The sequence below is a fragment of the Coleofasciculus chthonoplastes PCC 7420 genome, assembly GCF_000155555.1.
GTDB classification, from domain to species: domain Bacteria; phylum Cyanobacteriota; class Cyanobacteriia; order Cyanobacteriales; family Coleofasciculaceae; genus Coleofasciculus; species Coleofasciculus chthonoplastes_A.
Genome location: NZ_DS989854.1, coordinates 163,332 through 175,326, shown reverse-complemented (window position 1 = coordinate 175,326; position 11,995 = coordinate 163,332). Strand labels below are relative to the sequence as shown.

General features: G+C 45.5%; 14 protein-coding genes. All 14 read left to right on the top strand.

Going from position 1 to position 11,995, the window contains the following annotated elements; translation table 11 throughout:
* Nucleotide 1 precedes the first annotated feature (1 nt).
* The 14 genes from MC7420_RS19840 to MC7420_RS36240 all read left to right on the top strand — a co-directional run bounded on the left by MC7420_RS19840 (nt 2) and on the right by MC7420_RS36240 (nt 11,885).
* On the top strand, nt 2-1,678 hold the full coding sequence (locus tag MC7420_RS19840; protein ID WP_006102483.1) for an AAA family ATPase: 1,677 nt from the start codon (nt 2-4) through the stop codon (nt 1,676-1,678).
* A 40-nt stretch (nt 1,679-1,718) separates the two neighbouring features.
* Nucleotides 1,719-2,606 carry a WGR domain-containing protein gene (locus MC7420_RS19835; protein WP_006102427.1) on the top strand — a complete coding sequence of 296 codons (888 nt, stop codon included), beginning with the start codon at nt 1,719-1,721 and terminating at the stop codon, nt 2,604-2,606.
* A gap of 128 nt (nt 2,607-2,734) precedes the next feature.
* Nucleotides 2,735-3,304: a hypothetical protein gene (locus MC7420_RS19830; protein WP_157453245.1), complete on the top strand. Its 570-nt coding sequence runs from the start codon at nt 2,735-2,737 to the stop codon at nt 3,302-3,304.
* A 3-nt stretch (nt 3,305-3,307) separates the two neighbouring features.
* Nucleotides 3,308-4,669, top strand: coding sequence for a DUF6884 domain-containing protein (locus MC7420_RS19825; protein WP_006102377.1), 1,362 nt, complete (start codon nt 3,308-3,310; stop codon nt 4,667-4,669).
* 48 nt (nt 4,670-4,717) lie between these two features.
* Nucleotides 4,718-5,104 (top strand): hypothetical protein, encoded by a 387-nt coding sequence (locus MC7420_RS19820; RefSeq protein ID WP_006102553.1) that lies wholly within the window; start codon nt 4,718-4,720, stop codon nt 5,102-5,104.
* 11 nt (nt 5,105-5,115) lie between these two features.
* Entirely contained in the window at nt 5,116-5,598 is a 483-nt protein-coding gene (locus MC7420_RS19815; RefSeq protein WP_006102555.1) for a hypothetical protein, read from the top strand.
* Nucleotides 5,599-5,611: 13 nt separating this feature from the next.
* Nucleotides 5,612-6,046 carry a hypothetical protein gene (locus tag MC7420_RS19810; RefSeq protein WP_006102464.1) on the top strand — a complete coding sequence of 145 codons (435 nt, stop codon included), beginning with the start codon at nt 5,612-5,614 and terminating at the stop codon, nt 6,044-6,046.
* Between the two features lie 26 nt (nt 6,047-6,072).
* Nucleotides 6,073-6,843 carry a hypothetical protein gene (locus MC7420_RS19805; RefSeq protein ID WP_044208365.1) on the top strand — a complete coding sequence of 257 codons (771 nt, stop codon included), beginning with the start codon at nt 6,073-6,075 and terminating at the stop codon, nt 6,841-6,843.
* Nucleotides 6,840-7,616 (top strand): hypothetical protein, encoded by a 777-nt coding sequence (locus MC7420_RS19800; protein WP_063712021.1) that lies wholly within the window; start codon nt 6,840-6,842, stop codon nt 7,614-7,616. The genes MC7420_RS19805 and MC7420_RS19800 overlap by 4 nt, the downstream gene beginning before the upstream one ends.
* Complete coding sequence (locus MC7420_RS19795) at nt 7,613-8,227, top strand: Mov34/MPN/PAD-1 family protein (protein ID WP_044208362.1); 615 nt, start codon at nt 7,613-7,615, stop codon at nt 8,225-8,227. The genes MC7420_RS19800 and MC7420_RS19795 overlap by 4 nt, the downstream gene beginning before the upstream one ends.
* Nucleotides 8,227-9,069 (top strand): ThiF family adenylyltransferase, encoded by an 843-nt coding sequence (locus MC7420_RS19790; RefSeq protein WP_006102539.1) that lies wholly within the window; start codon nt 8,227-8,229, stop codon nt 9,067-9,069. Before MC7420_RS19795 ends, MC7420_RS19790 begins: the two co-directional genes overlap by 1 nt.
* A 33-nt stretch (nt 9,070-9,102) precedes the next feature.
* Nucleotides 9,103-9,741: a hypothetical protein gene (locus MC7420_RS19785; protein ID WP_006102432.1), complete on the top strand. Its 639-nt coding sequence runs from the start codon at nt 9,103-9,105 to the stop codon at nt 9,739-9,741.
* Nucleotides 9,742-9,806: 65 nt separating this feature from the next.
* Nucleotides 9,807-10,910: an effector-associated domain EAD1-containing protein gene (locus MC7420_RS19780; protein WP_006102420.1), complete on the top strand. Its 1,104-nt coding sequence runs from the start codon at nt 9,807-9,809 to the stop codon at nt 10,908-10,910.
* 195 nt (nt 10,911-11,105) lie between these two features.
* On the top strand, nt 11,106-11,885 hold the full coding sequence (locus MC7420_RS36240) for a GUN4 domain-containing protein (RefSeq protein ID WP_006102443.1): 780 nt from the start codon (nt 11,106-11,108) through the stop codon (nt 11,883-11,885).
* The last annotated feature ends 110 nt before the right edge of the window (nt 11,886-11,995 follow it).

The following is an 11,995-nucleotide window of genomic DNA, read 5'->3' as shown; positions in this document are numbered from 1 at the left end:
TATGGCACTGGACACTCAAGAAATCCGGCGACTGTTCAATGCCGGAATTGCCACCGTTGCGATTAATAGTCCCACCAGTTGCGAATTAGCGGTCACGGATAAAATTGCCAGTGACATTGCTGATTTGGCAGGAAATAGACCCTTTGAGTTCTACATCTGGGATTTAGCCAAAGGGCTTCAGAAAGTTGAACCAACAACCAGAAATAGTCAAATTACAGGCTTCAAAAAGTCTCCGGCGGCTAACTATAAAGCCCAAGGACATCCTGTTGAAGCATTACTCAAACATATCGAAGCCGAATGTCAGTCTTCCTCCCCCAATCGGACTCTGTTTCTGATTAAAGACTTGTACCCCTTTGTCGGTGGGATTAATCCCAATCCCGTTCTCGTGCGACTGGCGATCGATTCTTGGACGGCTGCCAAGCGATCGCCTAACCGAATTATCATCCTACATGACAACCTCATCACCCCAAGAGCCTTTGAAGATTTAGTGGTCGATTTGGAAAATCCCCTTCCCTCTGAGGTGGAAACGGAAACTATTCTGTCCTACCGAATTCAAGCACTGCAAAAAAGTGCCAGAGGGCAAAGCGTGGAGTTTCCGGTTGAACTGGACGCCAAAAACCATAAGCGATTGGTTCGCGCCCTCCTGGGAATGACACAAGAGGCGGCTGATGATATTATTCAGTACTGCGCCGTCACCCATGGACGCCTGGATGAAACGACTATTGAGGTGGTCAACCAACTCAAAACCCGGAAGTATGCAATCCGGGGAATTGAATACGCCCCTGCGCCGGATGTGGAAGTTCAGGGATTGCCCTTTCTCAAAGAATGGGCGACAACAATTACACCCTTGCTAGAACCCGAAGCCCAAGAACTTTATAACATCCCATTCCCCAAAGGAGCATTAATTGTCGGCGTTGGGGGTACAGGTAAAAGTCTTTCGGTGAAGTGTTTTGCCAAAGAATGGGGATTGCCTGTGATTGTACTGGATACAGGCAAGCTGATGACCAAGGATTTGGGTGGATCTGAATCCAATCTCAGAGACGCGATCGCGGCGGCTGAGAGTATGGCACCGTGCATTTTATTTATTGACGAGATGGATAAGATGTTTCCGGGTAGTAGTGGGAATGAAACTGATGGCGGTACAAGTCAGCGGATGTTCGGCTATTTCCTAAAATGGTTCCAAGAACGAAGTGCATCCGTCTTTGTTGCGGCAACAGCTAACCGCCCCTGGGGATTTAAGCCGGAACTGCTGAGGCGCTTCTCCCGCGTCTGGTATGTCCCCTTACCCAATACTGAAGCCAGAGAACAAATCTGGAGAGTCCAACTCCAGTACTACAAACTTTCTCTGAGTCAAGCGGATATTTCTCGATTAGCGATCGCCTCGGCGGGATTCACGGGTGCTGAGATTCGGAATATCACTGAATCCTGTGCCAGTATTGCTTACGCCCAGCAGCGTCCTACTCAGGTAACTACGGAAGAACTGCTCCGCCAAGGGAGCATCAAACCCCCACAGTTTATTAACTCTCAAGAACTCGAAGCTTTAGAAGAGTGGGTGCGTTCTGGACAAGCTCATTGGGCGGCACCTGACCCGCGAACGAGTACCCATCCAGAAGTTACGGATCGTCAGGTTTCTTGGGAGCGAAATATCATTTTTCCCGATTCATCTGACTTTAATTAATTCGGTTCATGGTTCATGGTTGAATAAAAAGCCATGAACTATGAACTCTGAATCATCAACATTAGACTTCACCGCCCTGGCGTTCAATTTAACTAATATTAAACGCACCCTCATGATTGACAAAAGTCTCGCCATTACTCACAAATCCTTAATCAAAGTAGACCCACAGACCAATGCCAACAAATTTTGGCAAGCTTGGCTAATGCCCGATGGCAATTTGTACGTCGAGTATGGACGAGTTAATTATTCAGCCAGAAGCCATGTTTACCCTTGTAGCTCTGTAACGGTTGCTGAGCAGAAACTCGCCTATCTCCTTAGTAGTAAGCTCAGCAAAGGCTATCAAGAAGCTATCGTTGAATCCAATAATTTACAACAATTAGACTGGAGTTATTTTGGAGATAATGCTAAAACATTCCAAGAAAAACTGGCTCAAATTACTTCATTAGCAGATAAAATTGCTGACCATACCTCCCTTAATTTTGATGCCATCCAAGGTGTATTTACATCACAACTCGGTATCATTTCTCCTCAGACTATACGCCAAGCAATCCCAGCACTCCAACAAGTCTCGCTTCACCTAGCTAACCCCCAATCTCGTCAATTTAATCATGCCGTTGCCGACTATCTCACTCTTATTCCTCTAACCGTAGGGATGAAGCTAGATGCACGTTCCCTACTGGGAAATCCCGAAAAGATTGCAACTCAACGAAGAGTTTTATCCCAACTAGAAAAGGCACTTGATTTAATCAGCCAACTCCGTCAAGAAATGCTAAACGAAGCAGTTAAATCCCCTAAGAACTCTACAGAGCTTGACCGAGCTTGGTGGATCTCTTGGGGAGTCTTTCTCGTTGACCCTCCTAAAAAGCCTTCTCAAACAGCAGAAGATTTCCGCTCTACACACATCTGTTGGACAAATAAAGGCTGCTAGCATTTTTTCTAGATAGACCACAACTGAACGGCATCAGTCCACTCATCAGGAGATAACGCTTCCTGAACAGGGTTGAAAGAGTGGATGAATCCCTTAAAAAATTGACCTTATTCGACTTGCACTCAATCATGAAAATTGCCAGATATCGCCTCAACCGAAAATCTGGACTCATCTACAGAACGCTAAACAACTCTTCCTATTTAGAAAAAATAGGAAACACGCTCACAGGCATAATTCTCCACGCCACTCCTATCACCTTTGGCGAACCTTTTCCCCATATGCCGCCCCAAGAGTGGATTGGACTATGCTTTATCGATTTCCAATATAATTGGGCTTACGCCCTGTTAAATAGCGGCAAATCCAATGCTTTAGCCCCTTTTTTAAACTACAGGAATTCGGTCAAAAATCTAGCCAATGTCGTTACAAAAATTACTTTGTCCCCACAAAGGTCAAAGAATGGTTCTCTGTGGTATAGTTACGCCTTTGCTGCCCAACCTTTATCCGACCAACGAGTAACAGAAATTCTCCTCAACCTTCCGGCTCTTCCCCTGATTGACCCAGACGTAAATTTAGACTTTCCTAAACCATCTGAGCCAATTCTCGATTCCCTAGAACCTGATGAGCGAACGAAATTTATCATCTGGAACGAAACCCTCTCTACCACCAATCGTCTACCCAGCGATGACACCTCTTTTTGAACAATGAATACTCCTCGTTTTTTTGCGGCATTTGGTAAGGGAGACTTCATCAAATACCAAGGCAAACGTTTGGGGTTTTGGGACGTAATCGGATCTGGGATTACCCCCTACGGCTATATATATTCCTTAGCTTATCAGCACGCCGTATTTCCCGATCCTACTATTCCCTTATTCGGCGATTGTGGTGCGTGGACTTATCGAAAGCAAGACACTCCAACTCTTTTCCAAGACATTGTTGATGCACAATGGGCGATTCGCTCTTACCAAAAACGTTTACACCCCAACCAGGAAACCTATGTCACTGCACCCGACCATATTTTATTCGCCAATCTCAGCCGCTGCCAACGCGAAGCCAGAAGGGAATTTAACTGGATTAACGCCCATAACTTCTTCAAACTTGCCAAAACCCAGTTGCCTCATACAACTCCTGTCGCTGTTGCTCATGGATTATCGATTTCTGAAAGAATCCGCGCCGCCTTGGACTTGGTTGAACTAGGCTACAAGCTAATCGGATTGGGGGGACTCGCTACTATTGGCAACGTCTCCCACGCCCTAACTATTATTCAAACCGTTGCTAACCAACTCCCCCGTTCGACTTCCCTGCACATCTTCGGACTATGCGCCCCACGCTATGCTAAAGCCTTTGCCCAACTTCCAAGGGTGTACTCATTTGATGGCTCAACCCATATCAGAGAAGCTTTTCAGGGTAATTTCCTGCAAACGGTTGAGGACAAACTCGTCAGACACCGCACTGAAAAAGAAAGAATTACTATTCCCCTGTGCCACTGCTATCCCTGTCGCCACCTTAAGAAATTGGGAATCGAACCCCGCTGTTGCAACACGAGACCTAATAACTTGGGGCGAGTTGTACATAATCTCAAAAGTCTGGTAACTGCTCAAAGAAACGCCCAGACGAACCGTCAGATCTTACTGATTGCTGGGGTGGCGAAAAAGCTCAACTATAAAGCACCTGCTATTGAACTGTATTGCTCACCGCTATTCAAGGCAACCCGACGTTACGCCGATGCTACAGCCAATGAATTTTATCTGCTCAGCGCCCTCCACGGTGTTGTACATCCACAGCAAATTCTTGAACCCTACGAGTGCAATCCCTACAAACTAAGCCCTTTTCAACGACGCGCTTGGTGCAACAAGGTGATCAATCAACTGAGAGCGATCGCACCCTTGGGCGCTGAGTTTGTCATTTTAGGGGGACGCCAATATTACGCAGGCATTATTGAACCGTTAGAAGCTGCCCAACTCTACACCGTTACTATCCCACTCGCTGGTCTCGCCATTGGCAGGAAACTGCACTGGCTTAAGGTTAACACACCTTCATTTCGGCAGCTTTCCTTAGGACTTTAGATTGACCAATCTAAACCCTCGATATCTGATAAGTAAGGAGAACGGATAATGGTTAATCCAGCTATCAATTCAAATGGAAATACGGTTAAACAGATTGCCTGCCAACGGAATCTTTGTGAAAGAGAAATTGGCATAGAAATAGACGTTTTCCCCCACGCGGATTGGTCAAACTTGAAAAATCCCAAATTTAATTACCTGCAAGACGTTATTAAACGTAACGAATCTAGCGGAAACCGTCAAGACTGCCAACGATATCGCATTGTCGCCGCTCAGATAGTTCCCCCCTTCGATTTTGATGAACCCCCAACCTGGCTCTACGGACTCAAGCCGATTAATTATAAAGGCAAACTTTCTGTTAGAGAGATTGACTGGTACGGTGAAGATGAAATCTGCGCCTCATCTGAAGAGAGTTTACTTGGCGATATTGAGTTTTAGGATTTTCAGTTATGTCAAAACCAGCCCATCCCAGACAATCTCTCTCTTCTAATAACTCTCCTGCGGATAAGAATAGCAATCCAGACTCTCATTCCCTGGAGGAAAACACGACGGCAGACGAAAGTTACAACTTCCAGAAAACCCGAATCATTATTCATTTAGAACTTCTCCCCAGCTCTGAAGATAACCAAAACCGACTTGTAAACATTGGAGTGGGAATCAAGAACGACCCGCCACTTTTGGCGACAACAACACTATCTTCCCTAAACCTACCTCCCGTTATTCAACAGATGCTGGAGGAGCTACAATCGCAAATGCCAGAAAGAGCAGTAGCGGCAAGTGAGAGAAAGATGTGGCGGCAAAAACAGGAAGACGGACAACGACAAAGAACGGTTAAACCGACTCCAAAACCCTGCAAGTTACCCCCAGCTCAACCTATTCATTTGCCGGATTCCCAATCCCTTGAAGCCCAACACCAATTAACGCTTTTCTAACCTCATTTTAATCATGCCCAAAATTCTCCTCGAAGGTCAGGAAATTATCCTGACTCCCGAACAAGCTGCTACAGACCAAGCCATCACGGATACCCTGCTTCCCTTCTATCCAGATATTGCCAATGCTACCTTTAAACGCACCGAAAACGAAGGCGAAACCCTAATTGAAATTGTCAAACGACCTGGGACAAAAGGCAACATTTACACTCCCCTTCAGATTCTGAAGGATTCACCAGAATACATTAATCCAGTGATTCTCTTGGCTGTACAACTTAAAGCCCTAGAAATCCAAGGCGCATTAACCCTCGAAACTCTCATTCTGCTTCAGCCAACACTACAAAATACTACTCAATTCGGGGAGAAAGAATCTACGGAAATCAAACGTGTTGCCTCTGCTCTAAAATCAGCTTCACCCATTCCTGCTAAAACTCCAATTCTTGGCTTTTGATACTGATTGTAAGCCGTGAATTTTGAATGGTTTTGACTCCGATTGTCACCTACACTAAAGCCCTCGAATCGTTGAATTTATTCTCCATACCCCTCTCGCTAGAAGAGGGAATGGACTACTTACAAAAGCTTTCGCAACAAGTTATTCTCCTGTCGCTGTATCGGGAGTACTTTCCGGCTGAGTGGACTCAATCAACGGCAAGTACCCAACAGTATTCCGATGCTATCCAATGCTCTCACAGTCCCAAAGAAATGGAATTCCTCCGGTTAGTTGAAGAACGACTCTTTCCCATCGGACTTGAATGGGAATCAGTTGAGGCGCTGGAGGAACGCCTATCTTATATCACCGTTTATCCCCACGATTTGGATTGGTATCAACGGGGAATTGATGAGTTCGATGAATTTCACCAATTCCTTATCCACCTTTTAAGTCAGGAATTCCCTGTTTCGTTATGGCAAGAGCAGTTTGGCATAACGCCCAACTTCGTCCTACCTGTAGAACAACTGGATTTTGAAAAGCTGGAAACTCTCTGCCGACAAGCCCCTGAACCCTTAAGCTATTTGTACGAAGTCCTGAGTATTGTAGACCATTCTACCAACTGTATTTGGCTTGATTCGTGTTGGGAATGCGTGGAATATTTTTCTTGGTCAAGGGAAAGCTTGGACTTTTTAACCGAACAGTGGAAACTCGCGTTGCATCTCTGGGATAAGGAAAGCCGACTAAGAAGCTGGATTGAAGAAGATAAGATTCGATATTTGCAGCTCATTGACCTCTGGAATCAAGCTAAAAAATCATGATACCAACTGTTAATACTCCCTCTACGTCCCTACTGCCAATTCTACCTTCCATCAATACATCGACTCTTGCCAATTCCCTTGCTGACACAGCAGGGCAACACCAATCCTTATGTCAATTGCTCATCCTGGATGGGCAGTATATCGTCCGATACCAAGAGGGAGAAGCAACAATAACCAAACTTATCTCCCCTACTGCCGTTCGTCAAGCCTTCACTCATCTGCCCATTGACTCAGGATTCTTGCCCCCTGGTGTTATCCGCTGGGGTAGTGGTTCAGAGGGCGATTGGCTGGTTAAGTTCGTTCCCCCTAACCGCTACCCCATCTGCTGCATTCTGGCTGACAAACCCCTCACACTGGATATCCCCCTGCCGGGTTTAATTTTCCTGGGGAAGGGAAATCGTTACTATATCTGGGCAGTGAAGTCTCGCCACTTCGATACCAACACCCCAGTTTTCCACGTTCCCCTACCGAATGTCTCCCCTTCAGGGGCGATTTGCTTTGGTTCTAACTCTGTTCCACAAGCTTCTTCAGCAACCCTCGAACAAGTCTGGCAGCTTTTTCTCTCTAGTCCCTTTAATGGGGATAGTGCTAGCGGGAAATCAAAAGCTTACCCCAATGATGTGCGATCGCACCTTATTACTCTACAGGATGCTGGGAAGAAAAAATACCCACTCCGCGACTTGATACCATACCGCTTTTATCGGTCTGCTCTAGAATACGGCACTCTTCAGGCTTGCACCGTCGAGCAAATTATCAATTCAATCCTTTCATGAATAACACCATCACTCTACCACCTTTGGTGCAGTATCTGACTGCCCAATCAGATAAACTACCGCCTATCCACGCTCAGATGGTTGAGTACGTGATAGCTGGTAATGGAGTCTTTAAAAGAGGCAAGCGAGTTGGCTTAGAAGTAATGATTCCCATGGCTGAATGTCCAATCGTGGGACTTGCGCCAATTCAACCGTACTTTCATCTAGATTACCCCAAAGTACCTGAACAATTATTCACAGAAATGCTCGTGCGCTCTCAAGAAGCCTATCCGAATGAAATTCTGTTTTATCTGTACGGGTTGAATGGGCAATGGCAACTGGATATCCCGGCTCAAACGGCTACTCCGACCTCGGTTCAACCTGTACTCGGAGCATCTTACCACAATACTTTGATTGAGGTTCACTCTCACCCGACTCTAAGTGCTGATTTCTCCTCGACAGACGACGCTGATGAGACGGGATTTCGGATTTTTGGAGTCTTGGGGACTCTCTTTTCCCAGCCGACGTTTCGGCTGCGAGTTGGGTTATATGGTGACTTTTGGCATATCCCAGCTCATTGGATATTTCAAATGCCTCAGCTAATTTTGGATAGAACGACTGAGAAACAATAATGATAGATTCAGAATACAGCCAAGCCCTACCTGTAATAGTAGGAGATTATCGGTATGTAGAATTTGTCCTTGTCGGATGTGGCGGAACGGGTGGGTTTCTATCTCCCAGCCTCGCTCGTTTAATTCTCGCCCTTAACCAAGGGGGAAAGAGGGCTTTTGCTACTTTCGTTGACCCTGATAGTATAGAGGCAAAAAATATACCCCGGCAAAACTTCGTCCAAGCTGAGATGGGGTTCAATAAAGCTCAAGTGTTGGCTCGGCGGTACAGTCTGGCTTATGGACTGGAAATTCGGGCAATTGCTTCTTCGTTTGAAGTGGAAATGGTTAAGCCAGAATGGGGGAAACTGACTGTTGTTATCGGAGCCGTGGACAATGGGGCGGCACGAACTGAAATTGCCAAAACTTTGGATGTTAATCAAAATTATCAAGTCCCCAAAGTTTGGTGGCTCGATTGTGGCAATCAGGGGAACGGGATACCAGCGGGTCAAGTGTTGTTGGGTTCTACCCATTCTCTGACGCTTCAAAATGCTTTTAATCACCCCGATACGCCCAATTTTTGCATCAACCTCCCGTCTCCTAGTGTAGTAGCGCCGACCTTATTAACGCCTGAAAAAGAAGCCCTGCAATCAAGTCATTTATCTTGTGCGGAGATGGCTAGGTTAAACCAACAAGCTCTGTTCATTAATCAACGAGTTGCCGCTGAAGCGATAGAGATGTTGGCACAACTAACTCTTAGTAGGGGACTGAAGCGTTTTGCTACCTATTTTCATGCCGGAGTTGGTAGCAGCCGTTCTGTGTACAGTTCGCCTAATACGCTGGTCAATTTTTTTAAGGAAAGTTAATACTAACGGCGATATGTTTTATTCATTTGCATCATGAGCGCAATTTCAGCATCGGCTTGGTCAGTTATTTCCATGCAACCCCAATTGGAACCTCTTCACAACTGTCTGTCTCAACAGGAACGTATAAGCGTAAAAACTCAAATTGTCACAGCTATTCTTTATCCCTTGTCTCCATCTCCACCCCCTCAATTCGGGGACTTTCAAGTTGGGGCAATTGTTCAACGCGATCGCTATTATGGTATCGTGGCTAAGATAGAGACCAATTCCTATCGACCCATCACTATTGTCTGGGATGGTACGCCTGATGAAAAATCAGATTGTTTTGCTTACACAACGGATGAAATTCGCGTACTTCACATCAAACCTCTACCCAAATTTATTCCCCATCAAACGTTTATTTGTCTACCGCCAAAGACAGTCATTCAGCTAGAAGATGGGGAAATTTTGATGTTCAGCCAACCCAGTTATTTCGGGGTTGAGGCTGTCGAGAAGGATAGCGATCGCATCACGATAAGCAATCGCTGTGAACGACTGATAGTCCCACTTTCTAGTTTTCCTGGTTTTGCTATAGCTTGTACTGTACAATTACCGGATAGAGCCAAGTTAGAAGCGGCATCAAGAAGCCTTTCCCCATCTGATCTGAGAGTATCTAATAGATTTTGCTATTCATGATGTAATATAAAATAATTACAATTTTGGGATACTCAGGTAAGTTTTTTACAAAAAAGGAGGTTGCCATGAAATTAACTGGTCAACAATATCAACTATTAACTCATATTCTTCTCAATGCCTTTGTTTCTCAAGCAAGGCTAGCCCAGATGGTAAGGTTCAGACTGGACAAGAATCTTAATGCAATTGCTCTCGGAGATGACTTACAAGAGATTGTCTTCAAATTGATAGGTACGGCTGAGGCTGAAGGATGGATAGCTCAACTCATCACTGCCGCTCGCGAGTCGAACCCAGGTAATCCGGATTTGCTTGCCTTTGCCCAGCAATTTGGTCTAGCTCCCATTACGCCGTCTCGCCCAGAACTTGAAAAAATCATCAGAGCAACAAACAGTTTCTTGGACATTAATGCATGGCGCGAACGATTGGGAAAAATTGAGGCACAAGTATGCCGTATCGAAATTGCTTCAAACCTAGGCACAATTTTTGGGACAGGCTTTCTGCTAGGACCAAGTGTGGTTATGACCAATTACCATGTAGTGGAAGCAGTCATCCTGGGTGAACAAGGGCTTACAACTAGCAGGGGGGTACGAGCTATGCCCAGTGATGTAACTTTACGCTTTGACTACAAAAGGTTGGCTGATGGCACAACCCTCAATCATGGCATCGAGTACCGTTTGTCAGGACAAGACTGGTTAATTGATAAAAGCTCATACGTTGCAGAGGATCGGATACCACAACCTGACGAACTAGATTATGCACTGCTCAAGATAGATGGTTCCCCTGGCTATGAGCCAATTGGGAGAAAAGCTGAACCAGAAGCCCCCCAGCGCGGGTGGATTGAGACACCTACTGAAGCACATGATTTCCTTATTGGCACTCCACTGTTCATCGTACAGCATCCGAAAGCGGAGCCGCTGAAACTTGGGATTGATACGGATGCAGTTATCGGACTCAACGAGAATGGTACAACCGTTACCTACAAGACTAATACGCTACCAGGTTCGTCGGGATCACCCTGCTTTAATAGCAATTGGGAATTAGTTGCGCTACATCATAGTGGTGATCCTGATTTTTCAAACCCCACCTATAATGCAGGAACCCCCTTCAAGGCGATTTTAGCGCTCCTGGAAAAGCGAGGTGTTAGGAACTTCTTAGGCGAACAGAAACTGTAAACTAAGTACTTATATAGTGTTTTCAGACTCGATGTGATACAGCCTTTCCAAGAGTAGAACCGCGCTGTCTGACTCGTTACTGTACTACACCGTGTTAGAAAGTGCTGTATATACGTCTGGGGTAAGGCGAGCCACAATGTTGCTTCCTTTTAGGACGCGACGAGTGAGAGCGGAGGAAGCGTCAAACAATAAGCGATGAAACTAAGTGGTAAACAATACGAAGAGTTACAAAAAGTCCTTGAGAGCGCTTTCCACACGCCTTCTGAATTGGAGCGGATGGTTCGCTTTAAGTTAGACGAAAATTTACATACTATCGCCAGCAATGGTAATTTATCTGAGATAATCTTTCAGTTAATAGCTTGGGCAGAATCTAAAGAGAGAGTACCAGAACTGATCAAAAAAGCCTGTGAAGCAAAACCTGGCAACCTGGATTTAAAAAATTTTGCCGAGCGATTGGTACGGATTGAGTCTGAAGTTAAGCTGTGTTCTGAGCGGGAGATAGATTACACTAGACTGCGTGGCTGGCTAGAAGCAAAGATGTGGAAAGAAGCTGACCAAGAAACAGAAAGAGTTATGCTCAAAGCTGCCAGTCGAGGAAAGAAAGGTTGGCTTGACCTAGAATCCATCAATAAATTCCCATGTCAAGACCTGCGTACCATCGACCAGCTTTGGGTAAAATACTCCAAAGGACACTTTGGTTTTAGTGTACAGAAGTGTATTTGGGAAAGTGTAGGGGGAACCCCAGACTCCAACTGGGAAACCTATTGCCTCTTTGGTGAGCGTGTTGGATGGCGCTTGAAAGGAGACGATAATGAAATCAGATGGTTGTTCTACCCTGACCTCACATTCAAGCATTCTGCTCCGGCAGGGCATCTTCCTTGTGGGTCTTCAATTCCCCTTTGGCGTCGATTCCATTCTAGGGGCAACTGTTGGCTGATAACCCTTTTCTTGCGCGTTGCAAGTTGCAACCTTTAGCGATCCTGAGCTACCAGTTCAGTTAGCCATTCGTTGATAAGCTGTCATGCATTTAAATTGGGTATTAGTAGCGAGCAAGATGCTCGCACTACAAGGATTGCGCCATTATT

Excerpts from the sequence above, each read along its gene's own strand:
- MC7420_RS19800 (WP_063712021.1), top strand. The coding sequence starts at position 6,840 with ATGATACCAACTGTTAATACTCCCTCTACGTCCCTACTGCCAATTCTA.
- MC7420_RS19820 (WP_006102553.1), top strand. The coding sequence starts at position 4,718 with ATGGTTAATCCAGCTATCAATTCAAATGGAAATACGGTTAAACAGATT.
- MC7420_RS19785 (WP_006102432.1), top strand. The coding sequence starts at position 9,103 with ATGAGCGCAATTTCAGCATCGGCTTGGTCAGTTATTTCCATGCAACCC.
- MC7420_RS19780 (WP_006102420.1), top strand. The coding sequence starts at position 9,807 with ATGAAATTAACTGGTCAACAATATCAACTATTAACTCATATTCTTCTC.
- MC7420_RS19840 (WP_006102483.1), top strand. The coding sequence starts at position 2 with ATGGCACTGGACACTCAAGAAATCCGGCGACTGTTCAATGCCGGAATT.
- MC7420_RS19830 (WP_157453245.1), top strand. The coding sequence starts at position 2,735 with ATGAAAATTGCCAGATATCGCCTCAACCGAAAATCTGGACTCATCTAC.
- MC7420_RS19790 (WP_006102539.1), top strand. The coding sequence starts at position 8,227 with ATGATAGATTCAGAATACAGCCAAGCCCTACCTGTAATAGTAGGAGAT.
- MC7420_RS19835 (WP_006102427.1), top strand. The coding sequence starts at position 1,719 with ATGAACTCTGAATCATCAACATTAGACTTCACCGCCCTGGCGTTCAAT.
- MC7420_RS19795 (WP_044208362.1), top strand. The coding sequence starts at position 7,613 with ATGAATAACACCATCACTCTACCACCTTTGGTGCAGTATCTGACTGCC.
- MC7420_RS36240 (WP_006102443.1), top strand. The coding sequence starts at position 11,106 with ATGAAACTAAGTGGTAAACAATACGAAGAGTTACAAAAAGTCCTTGAG.
- MC7420_RS19825 (WP_006102377.1), top strand. The coding sequence starts at position 3,308 with ATGAATACTCCTCGTTTTTTTGCGGCATTTGGTAAGGGAGACTTCATC.
- MC7420_RS19815 (WP_006102555.1), top strand. The coding sequence starts at position 5,116 with ATGTCAAAACCAGCCCATCCCAGACAATCTCTCTCTTCTAATAACTCT.
- MC7420_RS19810 (WP_006102464.1), top strand. The coding sequence starts at position 5,612 with ATGCCCAAAATTCTCCTCGAAGGTCAGGAAATTATCCTGACTCCCGAA.
- MC7420_RS19805 (WP_044208365.1), top strand. The coding sequence starts at position 6,073 with ATGGTTTTGACTCCGATTGTCACCTACACTAAAGCCCTCGAATCGTTG.